Annotated in this window: 23 protein-coding genes; 11 read left to right on the plus strand and 12 right to left on the minus strand. The window is 69.3% G+C overall.

Features of this window, described 5'->3' with window-relative positions; genetic code table 11:
- Position 1: 1 nt before the first annotated feature.
- Entirely contained in the window at positions 2-496 is a 495-nt protein-coding gene (locus LDL49_RS43000; RefSeq protein ID WP_225300685.1) for a MarR family winged helix-turn-helix transcriptional regulator, read from the minus strand.
- A gap of 158 nt (positions 497-654) precedes the next feature.
- Here LDL49_RS43000 and LDL49_RS43005 point away from each other — a divergent pair, with 158 nt between their 5' ends.
- From LDL49_RS43005 to LDL49_RS43035, 7 genes are all read left to right on the plus strand, one after another.
- Complete coding sequence (locus LDL49_RS43005; protein ID WP_225300686.1) at positions 655-1,791, plus strand: Mrp/NBP35 family ATP-binding protein; 1,137 nt, start codon at positions 655-657, stop codon at positions 1,789-1,791.
- A gap of 106 nt (positions 1,792-1,897) precedes the next feature.
- Positions 1,898-2,383 (plus strand): SigE family RNA polymerase sigma factor, encoded by a 486-nt coding sequence (locus LDL49_RS43010; RefSeq protein WP_225300687.1) that lies wholly within the window; start codon positions 1,898-1,900, stop codon positions 2,381-2,383.
- Complete coding sequence (locus LDL49_RS43015; protein ID WP_225300688.1) at positions 2,380-3,555, plus strand: hypothetical protein; 1,176 nt, start codon at positions 2,380-2,382, stop codon at positions 3,553-3,555. The genes LDL49_RS43010 and LDL49_RS43015 overlap by 4 nt, the downstream gene beginning before the upstream one ends.
- A gap of 160 nt (positions 3,556-3,715) precedes the next feature.
- Entirely contained in the window at positions 3,716-4,648 is a 933-nt protein-coding gene (locus LDL49_RS43020) for a sulfotransferase domain-containing protein (protein ID WP_225300689.1), read from the plus strand.
- A gap of 45 nt (positions 4,649-4,693) precedes the next feature.
- The gene (locus LDL49_RS43025) at positions 4,694-5,902 is read left to right on the plus strand and encodes a peptidogalycan biosysnthesis protein (RefSeq protein ID WP_225300690.1); all 1,209 of its coding nucleotides are present in this window, start codon (positions 4,694-4,696) and stop codon (positions 5,900-5,902) included.
- A gap of 50 nt (positions 5,903-5,952) precedes the next feature.
- Complete coding sequence (locus LDL49_RS43030; RefSeq protein ID WP_225300691.1) at positions 5,953-7,770, plus strand: AMP-binding protein; 1,818 nt, start codon at positions 5,953-5,955, stop codon at positions 7,768-7,770.
- A 60-nt stretch (positions 7,771-7,830) separates the two neighbouring features.
- Positions 7,831-12,897 (plus strand): type I polyketide synthase, encoded by a 5,067-nt coding sequence (locus tag LDL49_RS43035; RefSeq protein ID WP_225300692.1) that lies wholly within the window; start codon positions 7,831-7,833, stop codon positions 12,895-12,897.
- 19 nt (positions 12,898-12,916) lie between these two features.
- Here the strand turns inward: LDL49_RS43035 and LDL49_RS43040 are convergent, their stop codons facing one another.
- Entirely contained in the window at positions 12,917-13,615 is a 699-nt protein-coding gene (locus LDL49_RS43040) for a thioesterase II family protein (protein ID WP_225300693.1), read from the minus strand.
- Between the two features lie 151 nt (positions 13,616-13,766).
- On the opposite strand from LDL49_RS43040, the gene LDL49_RS43045 reads away from it, so the two are divergent.
- Positions 13,767-14,489, plus strand: coding sequence for a sulfite exporter TauE/SafE family protein (locus LDL49_RS43045; protein WP_225300694.1), 723 nt, complete (start codon positions 13,767-13,769; stop codon positions 14,487-14,489).
- Between the two features lie 345 nt (positions 14,490-14,834).
- Here LDL49_RS43045 and LDL49_RS43050 read toward each other — a convergent pair whose 3' ends face one another.
- From LDL49_RS43050 to sigE, 4 genes are all read right to left on the minus strand, one after another.
- Positions 14,835-15,191: a sec-independent translocase gene (locus tag LDL49_RS43050; RefSeq protein ID WP_308016262.1), complete on the minus strand. Its 357-nt coding sequence runs from the start codon at positions 15,189-15,191 to the stop codon at positions 14,835-14,837.
- 354 nt (positions 15,192-15,545) lie between these two features.
- Entirely contained in the window at positions 15,546-17,105 is a 1,560-nt protein-coding gene (locus LDL49_RS43055; RefSeq protein WP_225300695.1) for a S1C family serine protease, read from the minus strand.
- Positions 17,106-17,299: 194 nt separating this feature from the next.
- Positions 17,300-17,836, minus strand: a complete 537-nt coding sequence (locus LDL49_RS43060; protein WP_225300696.1) for an anti-sigma factor family protein — start codon at positions 17,834-17,836, stop codon at positions 17,300-17,302.
- Position 17,837: 1 nt separating this feature from the next.
- Positions 17,838-18,458, minus strand: a complete 621-nt coding sequence (sigE, locus tag LDL49_RS43065; protein WP_372451219.1) for an RNA polymerase sigma factor SigE — start codon at positions 18,456-18,458, stop codon at positions 17,838-17,840.
- Between the two features lie 182 nt (positions 18,459-18,640).
- Here sigE and LDL49_RS43070 point away from each other — a divergent pair, with 182 nt between their 5' ends.
- A complete protein-coding gene (locus LDL49_RS43070; RefSeq protein ID WP_225300697.1) occupies positions 18,641-19,279 on the plus strand; it encodes an O-methyltransferase in 639 nt (212 codons plus the stop codon).
- A gap of 58 nt (positions 19,280-19,337) precedes the next feature.
- Here the strand turns inward: LDL49_RS43070 and LDL49_RS43075 are convergent, their stop codons facing one another.
- Positions 19,338-20,744 (minus strand): leucyl aminopeptidase, encoded by a 1,407-nt coding sequence (locus LDL49_RS43075; protein ID WP_225300698.1) that lies wholly within the window; start codon positions 20,742-20,744, stop codon positions 19,338-19,340.
- A 78-nt stretch (positions 20,745-20,822) separates the two neighbouring features.
- On the minus strand, positions 20,823-20,990 hold the full coding sequence (locus tag LDL49_RS43080) for a DUF3117 domain-containing protein (protein WP_020545024.1): 168 nt from the start codon (positions 20,988-20,990) through the stop codon (positions 20,823-20,825).
- 150 nt (positions 20,991-21,140) lie between these two features.
- On the opposite strand from LDL49_RS43080, the gene LDL49_RS43085 reads away from it, so the two are divergent.
- Together LDL49_RS43085 and LDL49_RS43090 are read left to right on the plus strand one after the other, a co-directional pair.
- Positions 21,141-21,947, plus strand: coding sequence for a PaaX family transcriptional regulator (locus LDL49_RS43085; protein WP_225300699.1), 807 nt, complete (start codon positions 21,141-21,143; stop codon positions 21,945-21,947).
- On the plus strand, positions 21,944-22,720 hold the full coding sequence (locus LDL49_RS43090; protein ID WP_225300700.1) for an enoyl-CoA hydratase-related protein: 777 nt from the start codon (positions 21,944-21,946) through the stop codon (positions 22,718-22,720). The genes LDL49_RS43085 and LDL49_RS43090 overlap by 4 nt, the downstream gene beginning before the upstream one ends.
- Before the next feature lie 10 nt (positions 22,721-22,730).
- On the opposite strand, the gene LDL49_RS43095 is transcribed toward LDL49_RS43090, so the two are convergent.
- The 4 genes from LDL49_RS43095 to LDL49_RS43110 all read right to left on the minus strand — a co-directional run bounded on the left by LDL49_RS43095 (position 22,731) and on the right by LDL49_RS43110 (position 25,564).
- Positions 22,731-23,288 (minus strand): DNA-3-methyladenine glycosylase I, encoded by a 558-nt coding sequence (locus LDL49_RS43095; RefSeq protein WP_225300751.1) that lies wholly within the window; start codon positions 23,286-23,288, stop codon positions 22,731-22,733.
- 5 nt (positions 23,289-23,293) lie between these two features.
- Positions 23,294-24,091 (minus strand): hypothetical protein, encoded by a 798-nt coding sequence (locus tag LDL49_RS43100; protein ID WP_225300701.1) that lies wholly within the window; start codon positions 24,089-24,091, stop codon positions 23,294-23,296.
- Positions 24,092-24,171: 80 nt separating this feature from the next.
- On the minus strand, positions 24,172-24,756 hold the full coding sequence (locus tag LDL49_RS43105; RefSeq protein ID WP_225300702.1) for an LOG family protein: 585 nt from the start codon (positions 24,754-24,756) through the stop codon (positions 24,172-24,174).
- Positions 24,757-24,766: 10 nt separating this feature from the next.
- A complete protein-coding gene (locus LDL49_RS43110; protein WP_225300703.1) occupies positions 24,767-25,564 on the minus strand; it encodes an LOG family protein in 798 nt (265 codons plus the stop codon).
- Positions 25,565-25,686 lie beyond the last annotated feature (122 nt).

Genomic DNA, 25,686 nt, shown 5'->3' on the forward strand with positions numbered 1-25,686 from the left:
GTCAAGGAGCGGCGGTGATGGGGAGTTTGGCGAGCATCTCGCGGACCAGGCGAATCTCGCCGGGACCCAGCAGGTCGAGAAACTCCGACCTGATTCCGCGCAGGTAGGTGGGGGTGGCCTCGGTCAGCCGCGCCGCGCCGCGGTCCGTCAGCACCGCGAACAGCCCCCGCGCGTCGCTCGCGCACGCCTCGCGGGCCACCAGGCCGTCACGCTGGAGCCGGTCGATGAGCCTGGTCAGGCCGCTGCGGGAAAGCAGCACCCGGCCGGCCAGGTCGTTCATCCGCAGCCGCCGGTCCGGCGCCTCGGCCAGCTGCGTCAGCACGTCGTAGGAGGCCAGCGGCAGGCCGTGGGCCACGAGCAGCTCGGCCTCCAGATGGCGGGTGATGTGCACCTGAGCCCGCTGCAGCATCCGCCAGACCGCCAGCTCCTCGTCGGTGAGGCCGGCGGGGCCGGCGGGGCGGTCGGTGGTGAGGCCCTCGTCGCGCAGAAGAGTCACGGAGTAACCTTAGAACGTTGCACGGACACCTAAACAGCGCGGATTATCCGCACGGGGTCCATGGTTCATACGATGGAGGGGCATCCTCACCGGCGTGCAGCGCCAGGTCACACATATACGACTAAGGAGGGACGGCACTCCCTCGTGCCGAGACTTAGATGGCACCAACACAGGAACAGGTGACGGCCGCTCTCGCCACCGTCATCGACCCCGAGATCCGTCGCCCGATCACCGATCTCGGTATGGTCAAGAGCATCGACATCGGTGCCGACGGTGTCGTTCGCGTGGGTGTCTACCTCACCGTGGCCGGGTGTCCGATGAAGGACACGATCCGCCGCGACGTCGCCACTTCGGTGACCAAACTCGAGGGTGTCACGGGCGTCGAGATCGAGCTCGACGTGATGAGCACCGAGCAGCGCAAGAAGCTCCAGACCACGTTGCGCGGCGATCGGGGCCCCGAGAAGGAGATCCCGTTCAACCAGCCGGGCTCGCTGACCCGTGTCTTCGCGGTGGCCAGCGGCAAGGGCGGGGTCGGCAAGTCGTCCGTCACCGTCAACCTGGCCGCCTCCATGGCCGCCAGTGGCCTCAAGGTCGGCATCGTCGACGCCGACATCTACGGTCACAGCGTTCCGCGCATGCTCGGCGCCTCGGAGCGCCCCACCAAGGTCGAAGACATGATCATGCCGCCGGTGGCGCATGACATCAAGGTCATCTCGGTGGGCATGTTCAAGCCGGAGGGCAACAGCGCGGTGGTCTGGCGCGGGCCGATGCTCGACCGCGCGCTCCACCAGTTCCTCGCCGACGTCTACTGGGGCGACCTCGACGTCCTGCTGCTCGACCTGCCGCCGGGCACCGGCGACATCGCCATCTCGGTGGCGCAGCGGCTGCCGTCGGCCGAGCTCCTCGTCGTCACCACCCCGCAGATGGCCGCCGCCGAGGTGGCCGAGCGGGCGGGCTCGATCGCCGCGCAGACGCATCAGCAGATCGCCGGCGTCATCGAGAACATGGCCTGGCTGCCGTGCCCACACTGCGACGAGCGCATCTCGGTCTTCGGCGAGGGCGGCGGCCAGACGGTGGCCGACGCCTTGACCCGGACGCTGGGGACTCGGGTGCCCCTGCTGGGCCAGGTCCCCATCGACCTCCGCCTCCGCGAGGGCGGGGACGAGGGCAAGCCGCTGGTGCTGACGGACCCCGACTCTCCGGCCGCGGCCGAGCTCCGCACGATCGCCGCCGGCCTGAGCAAGCGCTCCAGCAGCCTGAAGGGCCTCCAGCTGGGCCTGTCCCCCAACCGCTGACCTCCGACAGCCATAGGGGCCCGCTCCGTAGAGCGGGCCCCTTGTCAGCGACGGCGGATTTCGTGGCGGCCCCAACCGTTCACCCCCTCTGGGGCGTCTTGTCTATATGACGGATTCCGAGGCGTTCGAGGCCTTCGTCGCCGCCTGGCACCCGCGGCTGCTGCGTGCCGCCATCCTCATCAGCGGTGACAGGCATCTGGCCGAGGACGTACTCCAGGATGCCCTGATCAAGCTGGCGCGCCGCTGGTCGAAAGTGCATACCGACCCGGTCAATTACGTACGCACCACCCTGTACAGGGACGTGGCGTCCACGTGGCGGAGGCGACGGGAATTCGCCTACGGGGAGCCACCCGACCAGGCGGATCATGACACCTCGGGAGCGTCGGACCTGAAGGTGGTGTTCGCCCGCGCGCTGGCCAGACTGCCGGTGAAGCAGCGGGCGGTGCTGGTGCTGCGCTTCTACGAGGACCTGCCCGTCGGGGAGGTCGCCGCGATCCTCCGGGTCTCGTCCGGGACGGTGAAGAGCCAGACGCACGCGGCCCTGAAGCGGCTGCGCGAGGTCGCTCCCGAGCTGGAAGAGGTGTTGATATGACGGACCAGGGGTTGCGGGAGCTCTTCAACGATCTGGCCGAGACGCTGCCCGAGGGGTCGTCCCGCGCGGGCGAGCTGTGGCGGCAGGGCACGCGGAGCCGTACCCGCCGCCGCCAGTGGATGGTGGCCGCGGCGGCCGCGACGGTCACCGTGCTCGTCGTGGTGGGGATCGTCGTGTCCCCGGAGCCGCTCGAGCGCGGCGTCACCGTGTATCCCAGCGTCAAACCCACACCAACGACCCCGCCGGCCCCGCCCATGGACAAAGCGCCGCCGCCCAGCGGTGAGGCGGGGCTGCCCGCGCTGGCGACCGCGCTGCCGCAGAGGTGGGCCGACATCCCCGTCGTGACCGCGGTCTCCGGGCCCGTCCTGGCGCTGGCCGAGTTCGGCGACGGGCAGATCTACATGATGAAGTCCGGCGGCCGTGTCCCTCTCGATGTGAAGCTGGGTGATGCCGTGGACTCCAACGGCAACGGCGGGACGCCGCTGAAGCCCGACTCGCTCGCCCCCGACGGGACGATGGCCGCCTTCCCGCAGAAGGACGAGGTGGTGGTCGTCGACCTCGTGATCGGCCAGACCAGGCGCTATCCGGTGCCGGGGTTCAACGAGGTGGTGCTCTGGCGCGGCGAGCACCTCCTCGTCGAGCAGGAGAAGGCGAACTACCTGCTCGACCTGGCCACGGGAAAGGCCCGGCGGCAGCCGTACAAGGGCTTCACCGGTGTCGCGGGCTACCGCGACCTCAGGATCGTCTCGCCCGACGAAGGCGGCTGGACGGTCATCCAGGAGGGCGGGTCAGAGGTGGCGCTGAACGTCCAGCACATCACCGACAAGGGCGGCATGCCCATGGGCAACCTGAGCAACCACGGATGGCAGCGTGGCGGCCTCGTCGCCAGGTCCGCGTTCGCCCACCACGACCGGGCGAAGGAAGCCGACGTGGTCGTCGTGGCCGACATCGACACGGGACGGGTGGTCAGGACGCTGCTCCTGCCATGGGGCGATTCTCCTGGCAGGAGGTGCGGGAAGGGCGGCTGCCCCGTACGCGGCTGGATCGGCCAGGACACGGTGATCGTCGAGAGCGGCGACAGGCTGCTCGGCTGGAACATCAGCACCGGCGCCCTGTCACGCGTCGCCGACCTGCCCAGGGGTGTGACCGCTTACTCCCTGCGCAGTGGATGAGCCGCCAGATAAATGGCACCTGTCTTACCAGGGATTTGATGCGGAGAATTCCCCTGCAGTCAGATCGGAAATGTCATCAATTCGCGCATTTTTATCACTGAATGCACTCAGACAATCACATACCTTCCTTAACTCCCATGATGTGATTAAACTCACGTTGATGACGACGCATCCAGTCCGTTACCTCACACCAATGGAAGACAGCTCCCGGTGGGACGCGTTCGAATTTCGGCCCGGCGATATTGTCATTAATTCGCCGGCAAAATGCGGCACCACCTGGACCCAGACGATCTGCGCGCTTCTGATCTTTCAGACGCCCCAACTGCCCGCGCCACTGTCGAGCCTCTCGCCGTGGATCGACATGCTCGTGCGTCCGAAACAGGAAGTTTGGGACAACCTGGCCGCGCAGCAACACCGCCGTTTCATCAAAACCCACATTCCGCTCGACGGCATCCCGGTCGATCCCCGAGTCACCTACATCACGGTGGGGCGGGACCCGCGCGATGTCGCCATCTCCCTGCGCAGCCACGGCAAGAACCTCAAACGAGACGTGATTCGCCGACTGATCCACCAGGCCGCCCACCCCGGCAACGCGGCGGCGGACGTCCAGGTCGACGATCATGACGAGCGGGACCTCCTCGACGAACGGGAGTACTTGTTACGCTGGGTGGACAACGACGACTCGCCGTACGACAATCTCGACTCGCTGCGTGCGCTGATCTGGACGCAGAGCCGCGCATGGGTTCGCCGCGCGGAGCCGAACGTCATCCTGCTGCACTACGCCGACCTCTCCGCCGACCTCGCCGGCCAGATGCGACGGCTCGCCGAACGGCTCGACATCGAGATCGACGAGAGCAGGTGGCCGGAGCTGGTCGAGGCCGCCACGTTCCAGCAGATGCGCAATCGCGCGGACAAACTCGCACCCGACGAGCAGCTGGGCTACATCCGCGATCACAAACGCTTTTTCCGCAGTGGCAAGTCGGGCCAATGGCAGCAGTTCCTCACCGATGAGGATCGAGCACACTACGACCGCCGGATAGCCGAGCTCGCGGAGCCAGACTTGCGCGAATGGCTCCATCACGGGGCCAGGTGACCGCATGAACGCCGGGTTTCGATGAAGCAGCAGGAAATTCCGGAAATGTCGCCACAAGCGCCAGGGCGGCTCGTGACGGTCGAGCGTGTTCCCTCGTTGGAGGACGTTGCCGGGTATGCGTGGAATGACGTCGCTGACCCGCAGGACATGTTCCAGAGCCGTGCCTGGCTGACGGCTCTCGAGCAATCCGGCGATGGACCCGTCACGTATCTGATCGCCCGAGAACCTGGGCACTCCCGAATTCTCGGTGCCCTTCCCCTCTATGACTCACTCCCCAGCCGTGGTGACTACCTGTACTGGCCGGAACTCCACTTCCAGGACCTGCTGCACGCCGCGCGTTCGCTCGATGGCCGGCTGGGACTGCTGGCCGGTTCCTGTGCGGGATTCAGTACGCGGCTCATCGTCGACCGCACCCTGCCGACTTCGACCAGGACGGTGGTCCTGCACGCACTCCGGGATGCCGCCTGCGCCGTCGCGGTCGAGCGCGGGCTCCCGTACACCTTCTTCTTGTTCCTCGACGCGGCCGCGTGGAGGGACCTGGCTCCGGTCATCGGCGACGGAGATCAGCATCGATTTGCGAGCGTCGCGCAGACCGAGCTGGAGCTCCCCGGCGAGAGCTTCGAGGATTACCTGGCGACGCTCCCACGGAACACCCGCACCAGCGTCCGCAGGGAGGTGGGGCTCTTCGCCAAGGACTGCGCGACCGAGACCGTACCTCTCCGTGAGGCCATCACGACCATCGCGCCGATGATCGTGAACGTGCGGGCCAAGCACGGGATGGCGTACAGCGTGGACGCGGTCACGCGACGCCTCTCGGCGTACTCGTCCGCGCTGGGAGACGCCTCGTCGCTGGCCCTGCTGTGCCATGTACGGGGTCGTCTCGTCGGCACCGGAGTCATGTGCCGGTGGCATGACCGGCTGTACGTGACGGACTTCGGGCGTCTCGATGCCGAAGACGACGACGGCGAAGCGCAGGACCCGTTCGTGTACTTCAATGCGGCGATCTACGAACCCATCAAGTACGCCTATTCGGCAGGGCTGTCGAGAGTCGTCACCGGCGCCGGGGCGGAGCTGGGCAAGGCCCGGCGTGGTTCGGCGGTGCTCCCGCTGATGCACCTCGCGTGGGCGGCGGCCGGCGGTGGCCCGAACCGACAGAGCGACACCGCGCCGGCGGAGAGCCGCAGGCAGCACTGGCGCAAGTTACGCGGCGCTCACCCCAAGTACTTCCACTCGGCGTGGGATGAGCTGCTGTGACGCACCATCGATCCGACGGGCTGGACATCAGGCCCGCGAGGGAGGTCAGCGTGAGCCGAGGGGACGAGCCGACCGGCCCCGTCCGTGACACGACCAGGACAACGACCAACACCGCGACCCACACCGCGACCAACCGAGCGACCAGCACCGCGACCAGCACCGCCCCGCCGGGACTTCTCGGACGGGTGCCCCGTGATCTGAGCAGGGTCGCCCTGGTCCACGAGGATCGTGAGATCACCTTCGGCGACATGGCCGCACTCAGCGAGGACATCAGCGGCGTCGTCCGGGCTCACCACCTGAAGGGCCGCGTGGTGGGCGTGCCGGCGGACCGGAGCCCGGAGTTCGTCGCGCGGATCGTGGGGCTGTGGAGCGCGGGCGCCGTCCCGGCGATCCTTGGAGACTGGGGCGCTGAGCGGGTACGCGGAGCGTTGACGGCCACCGGCGCCGTGGCGACCTTCGGACCGTCGGACGCCCCGGCCGGTCTGGAACTGCTGGACACCGTCGGGAACGATCGTGTCCGGCAGTTCGACGGACTCGATGGAGAGGACGTGGGCGGGGTCAGTCATGTCCTCTTCACGTCCGGCACGACGGGCAGGCCCAAGGGAATCGTCGTCGGACGAGCGGCCTTCGAGGCCGCCAGCGTGGCGTTCTTCAAGGAACTGCCCATGGACGAATCCGATCGGGTCGCCTTTCTCAGCAGACCCGGCCACGACCCGAGCCTGCGGGAGCTGATCGCGCCCTGGCTCACCGGTGCGACGTTGTTCATTCCCGACCGGCGCACGGCCGCGGATCCCCGGCTGATGGCGGCCTGGCTCTCGAAGCACGCCATCACCGTGCTCCAGGGCTCGCCGGTCCTCCTCCAGCTCATGGCGGGCTCGTCGGAGCTGCCCGTCGACAGCCTGCGGCTGGTCTGCTCGGTGGGGGCCCGGCTCACGGCGACGGCGCTGCGGTCGGCCGCACGGTTCGCCCCACGTGCCACCATCGCCAACTGCTACGGCGCGTCGGAGACCCCGCAGGTCGTGTGCGTGCACCAGGTGCCGCCCGGCAAGGGGGTGGCGAGCGAGGACCCGGTTCCCATCGGACGCGCGCTCGGCCATGCCGTTGTCAAGATCGTTCCCACCGATGACGGTGAACGTCTGGAGGGCCGGCTGCACGTGGAAGCCGCTGCCTGCGCACTCGGCTACACGGACGGAACCCCGCTGCTGACTCCCGACCGCAACGGCTCTGACGGCCGGCGCTGGTACGACACCGGCGACATCGTCCGTCGGCTGCCGGACGGCTCGATGTGCTTCGTACGGCGGGCGGACCGGCAGGTCCAGGTCAACGGCACACGTGTGGAGCTGGACGAGATCGAGGGCGCGGCCGCCCTGGTCGCCGGCGTCGCCGACTCGGTGGCCACATTCGTCGAAGACAGCGGCGGAGTCGGCTCCGTACGCCTGACCGTCGTACGCAGCTCCCCGACGGCGCTCGACGGCGACGAGCTCCGCGCGGTGCTCCACGACCATCTGGACCCCGCGGTCGTGCCTTCCAGCATCGAGGTACGTGACTCATTGCCGGAGAACAACGGGGGGAAGCCGGCCCGACCGGCGGACGTGGACGCTGCTCAGGATGAGGACCGGGCGGCGGCGCTGTGGGAGGTGCTTCACGAGAGCGCGCAGTCCGCTCTCGGGCGAGAGCGGATCGACGACCGGATCGACCCTGACGACGGCTTCTTCGACGCCGGCTTCACCTCGATGTCCCTCATGCGGTTCGTGGCGGAGGTCTCCGTTCAGCTCGGAACGGAGATCTCTCCCCTGCTGGTCTTTCGGTATCCCACCCTGAACGCCTTTGCCAATTACCTGCGGGAGAACCTGGACGACGTGTCCTGACCCCCGCGACGGCTCGCTCCCCGTACGGAGCGGCAGCAAGCGAATCGGAGGACGGACGATATGGGCAAGCTCGTTGAGCCGATCGCGATCATCGGTATGGCCGGTCGTTTCCCGGGAGCGGTCGACACCCGGCAACTTTGGCGCAACCTCGTGGCCGGGGAGGAGGCAGTGCGCTTCCCGTCCGAGGACGAGCTCCGGTCGAGCGGCGTGTCGCGGGAAGCGCTGGACGACCAGGCTTACGTGCGGGCAGTGGCGGAGCCTGAGGGCATCGACCTGTTCGACGCCGGGTTCTTCGGCCTGAACCGGCGTGAGGCCGAGGTGTGCGATCCGCAGCTACGGCTGTACCTGGAGACCTCGCACGCCGCTGTCGAGAACGCCGGCTATGACGCTTTGAGACTCGGCAGAGCGGGCGTGTTCTCGTCCGTCGCCGCGAACCGCTACGGGATCGGCCGCGTCGTGGGCAACCTTGAGGCACTCCGGAGCGCCACCGGCATGGCGGCCGGCATGTGGAACAACCCGGACAGCGCGTCCACGCTGGTCTCGTACAAGCTGAACCTGCACGGCCCCAGCATGACCGTGCAGACCGCGTGTTCGAGCTCGCTCGTGGCCGTACATCTGGCCGTGAACGCGCTCCGGCTCCACGAGTGCGACGTCGCTCTGGCCGGCGGTGCCGACGTCGAGTTCCCCGTCGGTCACGGGTACTGGTGGGCCCAGGACGGCCCGCTGAGCCGGGACGGCCACTGCCGCCCCTTCGACGCGGCGGCCAGCGGCACGATCTTCGGCAGCGGCGTCGGCGTCGTGGTGCTCAAACGGCTCGCCGACGCCGTGGCCGACGGCGATCGGATCTCCGCGGTGATCCGGGCGGTGGCGGTCAACAACGACGGCGCGAGCAAGGTCGGCTTCACCGCGCCCAGCGCCGATCAGCAGGCGGAGGTCGTGCTGAGAGCCATGGAGCTGGCCGGCGTGGGTCCCGAGGACATCGGGTACGTGGAGGCACACGCCACCGCGACCCGGCTGGGTGACGCCATCGAGATCGCGGCGCTGAGGAAGGCGTTCAGTGCTCGGGCGACGTCGGAACTCGCGCCCGGGCGGTGTCCCATCGGCTCGATCAAGGGAAATGTGGGCCACCTGGGTCACGCGTCAGGAATCACGTCGCTGATCAAGGCCGCGCTGTCGCTGGGCCATGAGCAGATCCCCGCGAGCGTCAACTTCACGGAGGTGAACCCGTTCCTCGAGCTCGAAGGCTCACCGTTCTTCGTCAACGACACGCTGCGGCCCTGGCCTCGATCGGCCGGCCACCGGCGCCTGGCCGGGGTCAGCTCCTTCGGGATCGGCGGCACGAACGCGCACGCGATCCTCGAAGAGGCACCCACCCGCGTAGCCGACCCGGCGCCGGAGCCTACGCAGCTGATCGTGTGGTCAGGACGCACGCCGTCCGCGGCCGAGGCCTACCCGGAGCAGCTTGCCCGCGCCTTCAAGGAGAGCGCGGAGCCGCTCGCCGGCGTCTCGTTCACGCTGCAAGAGGGACGTACGCCGCACCCGGCCCGAGGCGCTGTGGTGGTCGAGAGCATGTCCGACGCGGCCACTGCCGTACTTGATCACGGGAGGCGAATCGTCACCCCGGAGGGGCAGGCGGACCGGAGCACCGTGTTCCTGTTCCCGGGAGAAGGGGCGCAGCACGCCCACATGGCGGCAGAGCTCTATCGCACCGAACCAGCCTTCAGCGAGGCACTCGACGAGTGCTTCGCGCTCTTCGATGCCTGCGGGCTGCCACAGCGATCGCTCTGGGAGCGGGCGTCGGCAGAGCCGGCGGACACGTCGCTCTTCAGCGTCGAGTACGCGCTGGGGCGGCTGTGGCTGGCGCTCGGCATCGAGCCCGACGCGCTGCTCGGCCACGGTATCGGGGAGTACGCGGCCGCCACGCTCGCCGAGGTGTTCACCCTCCCGGAAGCAGTACGGCTGGTGAGCGCCCGAGCCCGCGCGATGGGCGAGCAGTTCCGGCCGGCCTTCGACGGCGTCGAGTTACGTCGTCCCCGATGGAAGGTCTACTCCGCGTCCACAGGTGGCCTGGTGGCGGCGCAGGTGAGCACCGTGGAATTCTGGTGCCGGCAGCTCACCCGGCCCGTCCTGTTCGATCAGGCCCTTGAGGCCGTGCTGTCCGACGGTGACCGCGTGCTGGTGGAGGTGGGCCCCGGGCGGACGCTCACCACCCTGGCCCGCGCACATCCTCAGGTGCGCGCCAAGCGGCACCTGGCGGTGCCGACGCTTCCGAGCGGCCCGTCGAAGGGCGCCACCGAACGTGCCTCGTTCCTTCATGCGCTGGCCCGGCTGTGGACCCTTGGCGCTGAGGTGAACTGGTCGGCGTCGGCTGCGACAGGTGAACGCGTACCTCTGCCGGGCTACCCGTATCAGCGCGAGCGGTACTGGATCGAGCGGGCGTCTCCGAGCGGCCCCGCGCCCACCCCTGAGGCGGAGGAACCGGCGGGCCGTGCGGTGTTCCGTCTGCCCACGTGGGTGGAGGCCGCGCACGGCGACACCGGCGCCTGGGAGCGGTCATGCCCCCTGGTGTTCCTGCCCGGCGATGCGCGACGAGCCGGCGAGCTGGTCGCCCTGCTCAAGCGGGCTGGGTGGGATGACGCGTTGCTGGTGCGGCAGGGTTCCTCCTATTCGGGAGATCGGAGCTCGGAGTTCGTGATCCGTCCCCGGCACTCGGCGGACGTCGTACGCCTGCTGGACGAGCTGAGAGACGCGCAGCGATACCCGGAGCTCGTCATCGACGCGACGCAGCTCGGCGACCTGGCCGAACCCGATCTGAGCGACATCGACGACCAGCTCGACACCGGTTTCCAGCGAATCGTCGAGCTGCTGCAGGAGGCGGCGCGACGGGCGCCCGACAAGCGCGCTCGCGACGTCGTGGTGGTCACCGAGCTGTCCGCGGACGTGACGGGCGGCGAGACCGTGCACCCGGTGCGGGCCATGCTGCTCGGGCTCCTGCGCAGCTACATGCTCGAGAACCCGCGCGCCATGTGCAAGCTCGTCGACGTCCAGGGCGACATGACCGACGATCGGCTGGTCGCGGAGCTGCGCGGCCGGAAGCAATCCGAGATCGTCGCCCTGCGGGGGGATCGGCGTTGGGTCCCCGGCGAGCGGGAGTTCGTCCTTGACGGTGCCGGCCCGGTCGAGCTGCGTCACAGGGGTGTCTACGTCATCACCGGCGGACTCGGTGGCCTCGGTCTGGCCGTGGCGCGTGGCCTGGCGGACACCGGCCGGCAACCACGGTTGCTGCTGCTGGGCCGCCATGCGGCGGGCGGGCACGACGCCGAGCTCGCCGAGATCCGGGCTCTCGGCGCCGAGTGCCGCGTCGAGGCGTGCGACGTGACCGACGTGACCGCGCTGCGGCGGGTGATCGACCAGGCGGCGGACACCTTCGGGGCCATCAACGGGGTGTTCCACCTGGCCGGCGTGGCGGGAGGGGGCATGCTCCAGTTCCGGACGCGGGAGCAGGTGTCGGAAACGCTCGCGCCGAAGGTCCACGGTACGTTGGCGCTGCTCGAGGTGCTGCGGGACCGGGCGGACCTCGACTTCTTCGTGGCCTTCTCCAGCCGCGCGGCGCTCAGGGGCCTGGTGGGCGGCGCTGACTACGCGGCGGCGAACGCCTTCCTCGATGCGGTGGTGCGCCCGCAGCCCTTGCCGGGCTGCGCCTCGATGACCATCAACTGGCCGTCCTGGGCCGAGGTCGGTATGGCCGCCCGCCAAGGGCGGCCACCGCAAGCCAGACGCGCCGAATCGGGCACGGACGTGCGCTGGTGGTCGACCCCGCTGTCGGCCGACAACTATCCGATCCTGGACGAACACCGTATGGACGGCGTACCGGTACTACCGGGCACGGCCCAGGTCGACTTCGTCCTGCGTGCCTTCCACGAGACGATCGGCCGTCCGAACGGGCGGCCCGCGCAGCTGCGCCACATGGTCTTCCGGAAGCCGATCACCACCCCGGAGCCCGTGTCACTCCAGGTCGGCTTCGAACCGCACGAGGACGTCTGGCGATTCACCGTACGCTCCGCGCCGCTCTCCCCGGGCTCGTCCCCCTCCTCTGACCCACCCGTCCACACGACGGGTGAGATCGGGCTGGTGGACGCCAGGGCGGACACGGTGGACCTGGACGGGCTGCGCGCGTCGCTGCCCGAGCGCCGGGTACCCGTGAACGACGCGGACAACCGGCTGTTCACCATCGGTCCACGATGGCCGGAAGAGGAGATCTGGACCTCCGGGGAGGACGTCGGCACGAAGCTCGCCGTACTCACCTTTCCCGAAGCGTTCGACCATGAGCTCGACGAGCACGCGTTGCATCCCACCCTTCTGGACGCGGCGGTGTCACTGGCGCGGGATCCTGATCATGAGCCTCCGCACGCACCCTTCGCGTACCAGTCGATCCTGGTGCACCGGTCGATACCGGGCCTCGCGTACAGCCACATCCGCCGCCGCCCGAGCGGTTCGGACACGATCGTGGCGGACATCGACGTGCTGACGGCAGGCGGTGACGTCGCCGTCGAGGTCAGGGGCTTCACCATGCGCCGCGTCGACGAGTCCATGGTCGCCCCCGAGACCTCTCGTGAGGAGCGAGGCGCCGATGCCGGGCAGGACCCGTCGTCGCCCGACGACGGGATCACGCCCGCGACCGGGGTCGGCATGCTGCTGCGCCTCCTGGGTCGGCCCGGCCACAGACAAGTGGCGATCACCATGGCGGGGGAAGACGCGGTCCTGAAACACTCCACCGAGAACCTGCCGGCCCACGCCAACGCCGACACGGTCGCCGACGCCGAGCAGCCGGGCGCGTCGGCCATGGCACCTGCGCGGCCCGGCTCACCCGGGCGGGTCTCGGGTGGAGCGCCAGCGGACGAGGCGTCGCTCGAGGCTCGGCTGATGGAGATGTGGTGCGCCGAATTCGGCGTGGAGTCGGTCCGCCCCGACGAGGACTTCTTCGAGCTGGGCGGCGACTCCTTCGCCGCGGTGGGTCTGGTGGAGGAGATCCGCAGGGCTTTCGACGTGGACGTCGGCATCGCGGTGATCTTCGACCACCCGACGGTGGCCGAGCTGGCCGCCGAGTTGCAACGGCTGACCGAGTGAGGTCCCGGTCGGGTGCTATTCAGCCACGGACCTTCTTGACCCATTCGTGAAGAGTCTCGGGGGGCAGTTGTTCGACGATCTGGTGGCCGCCGTCGATCATGTGGACCGATAGCCACTCCGTCGTGTACTGGCTCCAGTCATTGAGGCACTCGGTGTTCCAGGAGCTCGCATCAGACGTGGCGCCGACCGCGATTATCGGCGCGTTGAGCATCGGGCGCGGATCTGCCTCCAGATAGCGATTGAGCAGCTGGTATTCGGACCGCCAAAGACGTGCGTACTCGGGAAGAGCCGCCGTGTCCCTGATGTGGGGCGGCGCCTCGAGCTCCTCGGCCAATGCCCGGTCCGGCAGCTCCGCCAGCGGGGAGAGCGGCGTGCGATGCGGCGGGTACTGACACATGATGACCGTGCCGCGAAGCTGCCGCTCCAGGTGCTTGGCCGCCTCCAGGCAGACCAGACCCCCCATGCTGTGGCCCACCAGCACGACATCCGTGACACCGGAGTCCGCGACGAGGGCCGCGAGCACCGCGCCGCGCTCGTCAACGGAGGGCACATTCATCGGCTCGCTCCAGCTGGCCCGGCGGATGACAGGTTCCCGGCCCGGCTCGTTCCATCGCTCCACGAACTTCGTCCGGCCTCCCAGACCGGGAACGAAGATGACGGCCTGGTCACCATCGAGTGCCGGGCTGACAATGTAGCTCGCAGACTCCTGACCACCCATTTCATTTGCTCCTATTGACAATTGACGAAGTGCGAGGATCCGCCTAACTACCCCACTCCCGACAGTCTCCATATACAGCGACACTCACTGCCAGAGGCAAATTTTCCGAGAATACTGGTTCATTTCAGTAGATCATGGCAAAGTGTGGCAGGTGTCCACGCTGCTGGCTGCCGCCGTGATTATCCTGATCGCTTCAACAGTGCACGCGGTGACCGGATTCGGGTACGCCCTCGTCGCCACTCCGCTCCTGGCCCTCACGGTCGACCCGCACACAGCAGTGGTCGCCACCACGATGTCCGCCCTGGCCATGACCGTCACGATCGCCGTGCGTCAGCGCCACCACGCCGAGTGGAGGGTGGCCATGATCGCCATGGCCGGCATTGTGCTGGGCATGCCACTCGGCCTCTGGGTGTACGGAGTGACGTCTGAGCGGGTGCTCACGGCGCTCATCGGGGTCGGCGTCCTGGGCTGCACCGTGATGGTGTGGCGGCGGGTGAAGGTGCCGGGGAATGTTCCCGTCCTGGTGGGAGTCGGCTTCATCTCCGGCGCGCTCTCCACCTCGACCGGCACCAACGGGCCGCCGATGGTCGCCGCCTTCCAGGGCATGGGGTATGACCCCACCAAGTTCCGCGCCACCCTCTCGGTGGTGTTCGCCGGCACCAGCGTGCTCAGCCTGGTCGGATTCGCCGTAGCCGGTGAGGTGAACACCCAGTCGATCTGGATCGGGGTGGTGGGCCTGCCGATCGTGCAGCTGGGGTGGTTCGCCGGCAACGCGGTCTTCCGCCGCATCGATCCGGAACGCTTCCGCAAGGTGGTGCTGGCGGCCCTCATCGTCAGCGCGGTAGTAACCCTCTCCGCCGCCCTCAACGGCTAGCGTTCGGCCTTACCGCTTTTACGGCTCTTTTACGGCAAGCACGGTGAGCCCCACCCGCCGCACGGGGTCGGCCTCTGTCCAGGGAAACGCTCCTCCGGTGGAGGTGGTCGGCCGCCGTGACGAGACGGTGAGACCGCCCGCGTGGACTTCCCAGCCAGCTGACTTCCGGGCGACCTGGAGGTAACTCCCCGCTCAGCCATCTTCTGAGCCGTAGGGAGGCAGTCTCGGCTCAGGCGGCGCGGTGCCAGGAGGTGGCTCCTCGACTCTGGCGGCTTCCACGCCGCAGGGAGGCGGCTCCTTGGCTCTCCCTGGCTCCAGACGACTCCCGCCTCGCGGAGAGGCGGCTCAGGTCGCTTCCGCGTCGTAGGGAGGCAGCTCGCCATAGCCCAGCTCGTCGACCGGCTCAGGATCGTAAGAGGTGGTGACGGATTCCAACTGCTGGGGCTTGGTCGTCCAGTCGTCCTCGTCCTCCAGCAGGTGCTTGCGGACGAAGTTCTTGGGGTTGAGGTCGCTGGGGTCGAAGTTGGAGAACTCCGGGCCCAGGCCCGCCCGCAGGTCGTCGCGCGCGCTGTTGGCCATCCGGCGCAGGTTGCGCAGCGTCTTACCGGCCTGCGAGGCCGCCTGAGGCAGCTTGTCGGGACCGAAGACGAGCAGCGCGATGACGACCAGCGCGCAGATCTCCATCCACCCGAGTCCGAACACCGTTTGCTCCTACCGCAGTCCAACCAAACCGGGGGCAACCCGACTCCTCAAGACTAAGGCCAAACGACCCCGGCCAGGCCGCCAGCCCCCATCTCGGTTCAGCAAGTCCACGCGGGCGGTCTCACCGTCTCGTCACGGCGCTCGGCCACCTCCACCGGAGGAGCGTCCCCCTGGACAGAGCCCAACCCCGGACGGCGGTTGGGGCTCACCGTGCTTGCCGTAAAAGATAGAAAACGCCTTAAAGCCGTCTCGTCACGGCGGCCGACCCGCCCTCGCAGGAGGAGGGCCCCGCGTCGCCGGAGGAGCGCCCCCTGGACAGGCAGAGGCGCACCCCGCACGGCGGTTGGGGAGGGATCAGGACGGCGTCGGAGTCGGCCCGTCGTCCGCGGTAACGGTCAGGGTGGCGGTGCGGTCTTGGCCGGCGCGCTGGTATTTGATGGTGATCTTGGATCCGGGACTCTTGCTGCGGATCAGGGCGATCAGCTCGTTGCCGTCCTGCAGCATCAGCCCGTCGATCTCCATGATCACGTCGCCCGCCTTGAGGCCCGCCTTGGCGGCGGGGCCGCCCGCGTCGACCGGCTGCCGACCCTCCGTCGGGCCCGAGGCGATGCGTACGCCCTGCCCCTTGTAGTCCTTGTCGAGGACGATGCCGATCTTCGGGCGCTTGGCCTTGCCGGTCGTGATGATCTCCTCGGCGACGCGGCGCGCCTGGTTGACCGGGATGGCGAAGCCCAGGCCGATGCTGCCGCCCTGGCTGCTCATCGAGCGGCTCAGGGTGGCGATCGCGGAGTTGACGCCCACGACCTCGCCCTTGCCGTTGACCAGCGGACCGCCCGAGTTGCCGGGGTTGATGGCGGCGTCGGTCTGGATCGCGCTGATATAGGCGGGCTCCTCCGTGCTGGTGCCGCTCTCGTCGCCCGCGATGACCGGGCGGTTCAGGGAGCTGACGATGCCGGTGGTCACCGTGCCGGTGAGGCCGAGCGGGGAGCCAATCGCGATGACCGGGTCGCCCACGACCACCTGGTCGGAGTTGCCGAGGGTGATCTCGGGCGTGCCGAACGTCTCCTCCGGCTTGACCACGGCCAGGTCGGAGCCCGGGTCACGGCCGACGATGCGGCCCTTCGTGGTCTTGCGGTTGTTGAACATGATCTGGATGTCGCCGCCCTTGGCGGCCGGGGCGACCACGTGGTTGTTGGTGACCACGTAGCCGTCCTTGATCAGGAAGCCGGAGCCCGACACGCCCTCGGCGCTGTTGGCGTTGACCTCCAGCGAGACCACGCTGGAGCGGGCGCGGGCGGCCACGCCGGCGACGGAGTCGGGGGCCCGGTTCGTGGCGCCGCTCGGGATGGGGCCGAGGCTGTAGGAAGGGTCGGTGCCGCTGCTGCTCGACCTGGTCAGCAGGTAGGTGCCGACGCTGCCCAGTCCCGAGGCGACCAGGGCGATGACCACGGCCAGGACGATCAGGACGCCCGTGCCGGGACCGCGCCTGGGAGCGGGTGCCGGTGCCAGGCCGCCGGGCGGTGGCGCCCAGCCCGCGCCCATGCCGAGCGCGTTGGGCGGCGGGGGCGGGCGCTTGTCGCCGCCGCCGAAGGGCGGCGGGCCAGCCGAGTTGCCGAAGAACGGGCTCTCGTAGGTGCGGGTGCTGTTGGCCGGCGGTGGTTCCTCGGCCGGTGCCTGGCCCGAGGCCGGAGCCGCGTAGGAGGCCGGAGCCGGGTAGGAGGGGCTGCCGTAGGACGCGGTGTCTCCGGGACGGCCCGACGGGTCACCCCACCGGCCGCTCTCGAAGGAGGCCGTCTCGGACCGCCATCCAGACTGTTCGGCCTGGTCGTCGGCCGGCAGGAACTCCGGCCGCCCCTGTGGCTCAGGGAAGTCCGACGGCATGCGTCCTTCTGGTGGGCGCGTCTCGTCGGTCATCTAGATCTCACCACTCCTTGCCTCGGACACCGCAATCCTGGCGTGAACGGCATACGAGAGTCGTAAAGCAATTGTCAGGCAATGAGCCAACATATGTGGACACCTGACAGATTCCCGAACTCAAATCGTATGCCCCTGACACCGTCGACTACGCCACTCGAGTATCCCAGGCATTCCTGAGAGTGGGCGTGAGATCAGGGCGTGGCGGTGGGCAGACTAGCGGTCGGCGATGAGGTGGGCGTGTGCCGCGCCTGCTCGAACAGCTCGACCGGCGGCGCCTGGGCGCCCTGACCGACCCCCGAGACGGCGAAGAAGGTGCCGAGGGCGACGGCCGCGGAGACCACGCCGACCGCCACGTACGCGCCGCGCCGCCTACCCCCGCGGCCAGGGCCCGAACCGCCACCAGTCGCGTCCCTGCGCGGGCGGTTGTCCAGCGGAGCGATGCTGTGCGGCCCAGGGATGGGCACTCCGCCGAACGTCCGGGTAGGGAAAGGCCGCTCCCTGGGGGGCAACGGGCCACCGGGCTCGGACATCCGCAGCAACGACATGGTGAGATCGGCCGGCATCGCCGGGCCGTCGAGCGAGCGCAGGCGCGACTTCAGCGCCCGCATCGACTCGACCTCCCGCCTGCAGTCGCCACAGAAGGTCAGATGGGCTAGAGCGCGGTCGCGTTCGGTGTGATTCAACTCACCGTCCACGAGCGCGGAAACGCGTTCTCCAAGATGCGACATATCAGACTTCCTCCCCACGGGTCCCCGACGGGAATGATGGCGGGGGGAGTTGGGAATTACGGGGGGCCCGGTGATCGAGCGCCTCCCGCAACTGCGCCCGGCCACGGTGAATACGGCTTCGGACCGTACCCAGCTTGACGCCGAGCGTGGCCGCGATCTCCTCGTACGACAGACCTTCGATGTCACACAGCACGATCGCGGCCCGGAACTCCGGTGCGAGCGCGTCGAGCGCGGCCTGGATGTCCGGCTCAAGGTGCGCGTCGTCGAACGCCTGCGCCGGTGACGGCTCGCGCCCGCGCAGCCGTTCGGCCGCGTCGTCGGCGAGTCCTTCGAACCGGATGCGCTGCTTGCGCCGCGCCATGTCGAGGAACAGGTTCGTCGTGATCCGGTGCAGCCAGCCCTCGAACGTTCCGGGGGTGTAACTCGACAGGGACCTGAAGACCCGCACGAAGACCTCTTGGGTGAGATCTTCGGCATCGTGGACATTGCCCGTCAGGCGATACGCCAGCCGGTATACACGTGCGGAATGAGTCCGCACCACTTCCTCCCAGGTGGGAGGCGTCCAGTCAGACACGGGAGTATCGGCCTGGTGGTCACTTTCGTCCACCAGAACTCCTCTCATTGGGACCACCGCTACCGCCATAGTGCCTGGTTTCGTCCCTTCGTGCGTACTGCCTGCCTTCCGGACCGGCAAAGCCCGTTTAAACCTGCAACGCCTCACGGTCGTCTTGAGTTCCCGTCCCGGCGTGTCTCCCCTAGGCTGCGATCGGTGACCAATCGCACGAAAGTGGGGGGAGGAGGCCGATGACCAGTCCGGTAGAGGCCACTCTGGCCTATGCGGAGCAGTTCCATCATGAGGATGAGATCCTGCACGCGGCGCGCCTGCGCGGCCTGGAAATGGGTGCCACGCCCATCCTTCCCGGGGGCGGGGCGGCGCTCTGCTTCCTCGCCACGGCCGTCAACGCCAAGTCGGTCGTCGAGATCGGCACGGGCTGCGGCGTCTCCGGTCTTTGGATGCTGCGCGGCATGCGCCCCGACGGCACGCTGACCAGCGTCGACGTGGAGCCGGAGCACCAGCGGCTGGCCAGGCAGGCGTTCGCGGAGGCCGGGTTCTCCGGCGGGCGGGTGCGGCTGATCACCGGCCGGGCCCTCGACGTGCTGCCCCGGCTCTCCGACGGCGGCTACGACATGGTCTTCGCCGACGGGGCCAAGCAGGAGTACGCCGACTACCTGGCCGAGGCCGTCAGGCTGCTGCGCGTGGGCGGCATCGTCGCCTTCGACAACGTCCTGTGGCACAACCGCGTGGCCGACCCGGCGCAACGCGACCCCGACACGGTCGCGCTGCGCGAACTGGGCAAGCTGGTGCAGTCCGACGACCGGCTGCGCTCGCTGCTGATGCCTCTGGGCGACGGGCTGCTCGCCGCCGTCAAGATCGCCTCATAGCGCCAAATCTGCGGCGCGTACTCCTGGCGCCTCAGCCAAACCCACGGCGCACGTACTTCTAGCGCGTCAGCCACTCCAGCAGCACGCGTACCCCGAACCCGGTCGCGCCCTTGGTGAGCACGCCCTCGTTCACGGTGCTGCGTCCGACGCCCGCGATGTCCAGGTGCGCCCACGGCCGCTTGCCCGCGAACTCCCTCAGGAACAGCGCCGCCGTGATCGACCCGGCCCCGTAGGTGGAGCCGCTCTCGACGTTGGCCAGGTCCGCGATCGAGGACTCCAGCGCCGGCGCGTAGTCGTCGATCAGCGGCATCCGCCACAGCCGGTCATCACTGGCCTGCCCCGCCTCGACCAGCCCCTTGGCGAGGTCGTCGTCGGTGGCGTAGACGGCGCCGTAGCCGCGGCCGAGCGCGACGGTGATCGCCCCGGTGAGCGTGGCGATGTCCACCACCGCGTCCGGGTCGAGCTCGGCGTCGGCGTAGGCGAGCGCGTCGGCCAGCACCAGCCGCCCCTCCGCGTCGGTGTTGAGCACCTCCACCGTGCGGCCGCCGTAGTGCTTGATGACGTCGCTGGGCCGCTGGGCCGTACCGGAAGGCATGTTCTCGGCCGCCGCGACCAGGCCGGTCACCCGCACGGGCGCGCCGAGCCGGGCGAGCGCGGAGATGACGGCGATCACCACGGCGCCGCCCGCCATGTCGGTCTTCTGGGTCTTCATGTTCTCGTTCGGCTTGAGCGACAGGCCGCCCGAGTCGAACGTGATGCCCTTGCCCACCAGCACGACATGCCGGTCACTCGGCTCGGGCGGGGTGTAGGAGAGCTGGATGAGGCGGGGCGGGTTGGCCGAGCCCCGGCCGACGGCCAGGATGCCGCCGAAGCCGTCCGCCTGCAGCTGCTCCTCGTCCCAGACGCGTACCGGCACGTCCTGCTCGGCCGCGCGCTCGGCCAGCCAGAGCGGGTTCTTGACCGACGCGGGGGTGTTGGTCAGGTCGCGGGCCAGCGCCACCGCCTGCGCGACGGTCTGGCCGCGCCGCACCGCGTCCTCGTCGGCGCCGACGAACGTGAGCGCCCGCACGGCCGGTTTGCCCGGCTCACCGATCTTGAAGGTGTACGCGGCCAGCAGCGCGGCCTCGGTGAAGGCCGTCACGTCGCCCTCCGGCGTCACCACGACCAGCGCCTGCCTGCCCTTGACCTTGCGGGTGAGCGCGGCGGCGGCCTTGCGCAACGCGCGCGGCGAGCCGTCACCGACCCCGTACAGGAGCACCCGGCCGACCCCGTCGGCCCGCGCCACCGGGACCTCCACCACCTCCCCCGCCTCTCCCTTGGCGTCGTAGTGCGCCAGCAGAGCGGCCGTCGGCACGTGCAGATCCAGCTCGACGGCGGGAGCGAGCTCGGCGGCGTAGGGCACGGCGAGCAGCTCGACATCGGCCGGTACGTCGGCCACCACCGATGCCGTGGTCTCAATGGGCACGGAAATCCCCCTCAAACGTCAGCGGCCCTGGCGCGGACGCACGCCAGGGCCGTGGAACGACCTGTGTCTCGGGAGCTCTCAGCCGACGACGTTCTTCAACGCTTCGCCGAGCGCCTTCGCCTCGTCGGCGGAAATCTCCACGACGAGCCGGCCGCCACCCTCCAGGGGGACCCGCATGACAATGCCGCGCCCTTCCTTGGTGACCTCCAGCGGACCATCGCCGGTCCGCGGCTTCATCGCCGCCATGCGTGCATCCCTTCCTGCCTTGGGCTCCCGCGGCCCGCGGTTTCCGGCCGCCCCTGAGGATGGCCGACGCATTCACGTCATCTGTGATGTCCTATTCTCCCGCATCGAGAGCGCTCATGGGTAACGATCTCCTCCCAGAATGCGTTGTCCATGCTGGCGAAGGCGGCCAAACTGGACTTCGTGCATGCTCGCGCCGCTCTGTTCGACCTCTATGGAGACCACCTGCGCTCGCGCGGTGGACAGGCGTCCGTGGCCGCGCTCGTACGGCTCATGAAGCCCCTCGAAATCGCCGCCCCGGCCGTACGGACGGCCGTTTCCCGCATGGTGCGACAGGGCTGGTTGCAGCCCGTCAGGCTGCCCCAGGGCGCCGGTTACGGACTTACGCCGAAGTGCGTCAGACGCCTGGACGAGGCCGCCTTGAGAATTTACCGAGCCGGAACTTTGAGCTGGCGTGGCCGGTGGCACGTGATCGTCTTCGGTCCGGTCAAGGACCGTCCGCGCAGGGAACGGATCCGCGCCGACCTGACCTTCCTGGGGTACGCCGCGCTGTCGGAGACGACGTGGATCGGCCCGCGCTCGTCGATCGAACTGGACAACCTGCTGGAGGGCGAGGGCGTGCACGCCGACAGGTTCGACGCGGCGCTCGAGGGCGATCCGCGCGAGCTGGTGGCCCGCGCCTGGGATCTGACCGCCATCGGCGCGGCGTACGAGCACTGGCTGTCGGAGGCTGTCACTCTGGTCGGCGCGCTGCCTGGCGGCGCCCCGGCTGATCAGGTGTTCGCGACCAGGAGCAGACTCGTGCACGGATGGCGCAACTTCCTGTTCCGGGATCCTGGCCTCCCCCCGGAGCTGCTGCCACCCGCCTGGCCGGGCGAGAAGGCCAGGGCCTACTTCGAGCAGGAGGCGGTCCGCCTGCTGCCCGCGGCCGCCGCGTTCGTCGACAGGGAGCTGCCTTGATCCGCTATGACGTGACCGATGCCGTCGCCACCATCACCCTCGACCGGCCCGACGCGATGAACTCGCTGACGGCCGAGGTGAAGGCGGCCCTGCTCGACGCGCTACGCCGCGCCGCCGCCGACCCCGAGGTCCGCGCGGTGCTGCTCACCGGCTCGGGACGGGCCTTCTGCGCGGGCCAGGACCTGCGCGAGCACGCCGGCAACCTGGAGGCGGGCCGCGGCCTGGCCGACACGGTCCGCGCGCACTACAACCCCATCGTCGAGCTGATCACCACGATGGCCAAGCCGGTCGTGGCGGCGGTCAACGGCGTGGCCGCCGGGGCGGGCGCCTCACTGGCCTTCGCCTGCGACCTGCGGGTGGCCTCGGACAAGGCCAAGTTCGCGATGGCGTTCGCCGGGGTGGGCCTGGCGCCCGACTCGGGCGCGTCGTGGACGCTGGCCCGCCTGGTGGGATTGGGGCGGGCGACCGAGCTGCTGCTGCTCGGCGAGCCCCTCGGCGCGGCCCGCGCGCTCGAACTGGGCGTGGTCACCCGCGTGGTGCCCGCCGACGACGTGCTCAAGACCGCCCATGAGCTGGCCGTACGGCTGGCGGCGGGGCCCACCAGGGCGTTCGCGGCCACGAAGCGGGCGCTGGCCTACGCCGCGACGCACTCGCTGCCCGAGACCCTGGCCGTGGAGGCCGACCTGCAGGACGAGTGCGTGGCCACCCAGGACCACCTCGACGCCACCCGGGCCTTCCTGGCCAAGGAGCAGCCGACGTTCCACGGCCGCTGAATCCGCCTCGCTACGGCTGCGCCTGCCGGGCGACGCAGCCCTCGATATGGTCGTTGACCAGGCCGATGGCCTGCATGAGGGCGTACGCGGTGGTCGGGCCGACGAATCTGAAGCCGCGCTTCTTGAGGTCCTTGGCCAGGGCCTTGGAGGCCGGGGTGATGGCCGGGACGTCGGTCATCGCCCTGGGGACCGGGGACGCGGCGTCGGCGTACTGCCAGACCAGGTCGGACAGGCCGCCGGGCAGGTCGAGTGCGGCCCGCGCGTTGGCGATGGTCGCCTCCACCTTGGCGCGGTTGCGCACGATGCCGGGGTCGCCGAGGAGGCGGGCCACGTCCTGCTCGGTGTACGCGGCGACCTTGGGGATGGAGAACTGGTCGAAGGCGGCGCGGAAGTTCTCGCGCTTGCGCAGGATCGTCAGCCACGACAGGCCCGACTGGAAGGCTTCCAGGGAGACCCGCTCGAAGACACCGTCGTCGCCCCGGACCGGGCGGCCCCACTCCTCGTCGTGGTAGGTGATGTAGATCGGGTCCGCCATCCCCGGCCAGGTACAGCGGATCACTTCCGACACTTGCGTCACTTGCGCTCGTCCCTGTCCTCGCCCGGTGCCACCCGCACCGGCTCACTCTCGCGCTCCAGCCCCTTGTCACTCGACTGGGCCAGGACCGGCTCGCCGTCGCGGACCGACTCACCGTCGCGGGCCGGCTCGTCTTCCGTCGCCGCGGCCGAGGCGTCGAACGCGGCCGTGTGATCGGCCGGCGTGTCGGATGGCGGGGCGTCGTCTTCCGGCTTCACCGCAGCGTCCGCCACGACCTCCGGCTCCGCCACCGCGTCCGGCTCCGCCACCGCGTCCGACTCCACCGCGACCTCCGGCTCCGCCGTGACGTCCGGTTGGTCGGGCACCGCCACCGCGTCCTGAGGCTCGTCCGTGGACGGCTCGGCGTGCCGGTCTCCCAGGGCGGCCGCCTCGACGGCCGAGTCCCCCTCCTGGGAGAGGTCCCGGGGCGCGGCCGGTGGCTCGTGGTCGGTGCGCAGGCCGGCGCCCGGAGCCGCGTAGACCTCCTGGCGGGCATACAGTCGGCTCGACAGCAGCTCGGAGACCCGCTGTTCGAGCACGGCGATCCTGGTGTCACGGGCGCTGATCGCCGTCGCCGCCCTGCGCAGGGTCTCGTCGACACTCTGCGTGTGATAGCCGACCAGGTTGACCGGCAGCTGCAGCGCCATGAAGTCCACCGCCGTGAGCTGCCCGGGCTCCGGCAGGTCGAGAGGCGGCACATCCGGCGGGAACTCGGTCAGCTCCCCGCCTCTTCCGAGGGAGACCAGGACCACGCAGGCCAGAATGGCGAGCGCGGCAATGGCGAGTACGACCAGCACATTGGCATCGTACTCATACGATCGACGCACGAGTCCCGCACTTGCCGCGCCTGTTACGTCTTGGGACTCCCCGGGACGGGTCAGCCGGTGGACTCGCCGAGCTCCTCGACGCTGGGCCGAACCGGCGTGCTGGTGGCCTCCAGGTGCGCGAACGCCTCCTCGACCGTGTTGGTCCAGGAGATGGCGTCGAAGACGTTGGCCCGGGTGAAGCCCGCGTCGTACATGTTCTCGATGAGCTGCCGCAGCGGCGCGTACAGACCCCACGGGTCGAGGATCACCAGCGGACGGTCGTGGATGCCGAGGACGCGGGCCGTCCAGATCTCGAAGAGCTCCTCCAGCGTGCCGATGCCGCCGGGCAGGACGAGGAAGGCGTCGGAGCGCTCGTCCATGGCGGCCTTGCGCTCGCGCATGCCGGTGGTGACGATCAGCTCGTCGGAGCCCGTGTCGGCGACCTCGATGTCGACCAGGACCTGGGGGATCACGCCGATGGTGCGGCCGCCGGAGGCGCGGGTGGCGGCGGTGATGGCGCCCATGCACGAGACGGTGGCGCCGCCGCTCACCAGCGTGTGGCCACGCTGGGCGAGCTCGGCGCCGACCTCTGTGGCGAGTTGGAGGTATTTCTCGTCAATCTTCTGGCTTGACGCGCAAAACACGCAGATATTCACACATTTGAGCTTATTGGGGCTCGGCCGGCTGGGCGGCGACGGCGCCCTGCTCCTCCCGGAGCTGCTCGGACCGCTTGAGGTCGGCGTCGACGATGATGCGTACGGCCTCGTCGACGTCGTCGGTCACGGTGATGAGGTCGAGATCCTGCTCGGCGATCTTGCCGGTGTCGAGGAGCGTGCTCTTGATCCAGTCCATCAGGCCGCCCCAGAACTCCGAGCCCATCAGCACGACGGGGAAGGACGTCACCTTCTGCGTCTGCACCAGCGTGAGCGCCTCGAACAGCTCGTCGAGCGTGCCGAACCCACCAGGCAGCGCGATGAAGCCGCACGAGTATTTGACGAACATCGTCTTGCGGACGAAGAAGTAGCGGAACTCGATGCCGAGGTCCACGTAGTCGTTCATCCTCTGCTCGAAGGGCAGCTCGATGCCGAGCCCCACCGACACCGCGCCCTCCACGTCGAGGGCTCCCCGGTTGGCCGCCTCCATGATCCCGGGCCCGCCGCCGGTGATCACCGCGTATCCGGCCCGGGCCAGCGCACGGCCGAGCGCACGGCCCACGCCGTATTCGGCAGAGCCCCCGGGCGTGCGGGCGGAGCCGAAGACGGTGACCGCCGGGGGCAGCTCGGCCAGCTGCCCGAACCCCTCCACGAACTCCGCCTGGATGCGCAGCACCCGCCACGGGTCCATGTGCACCCAGTCGGCGGGGCCCTGACGGTCGAGCAGCCGCTGATCGTGGGTGGTCTGCAGCGCGAGACCGCCGCGGATCACGGCCTGCCCCTGACGGCGTTCCGGACGTGTCTGTTCCATGCGGTCACGCTAGCCCAACGCCGGGCGACCCCGCGCACAACGAGCGCTAGTCACCCGATAGAGGGCCTCTGAGGCAAATGCCCTGGTAGATGGGGCTAAGAACCCGCGTAAAAAATCTTGAA

This window comes from Nonomuraea aurantiaca, from assembly GCF_020215705.1.
Taxonomy (GTDB): Bacteria; Actinomycetota; Actinomycetes; order Streptosporangiales; family Streptosporangiaceae; genus Nonomuraea; species Nonomuraea aurantiaca.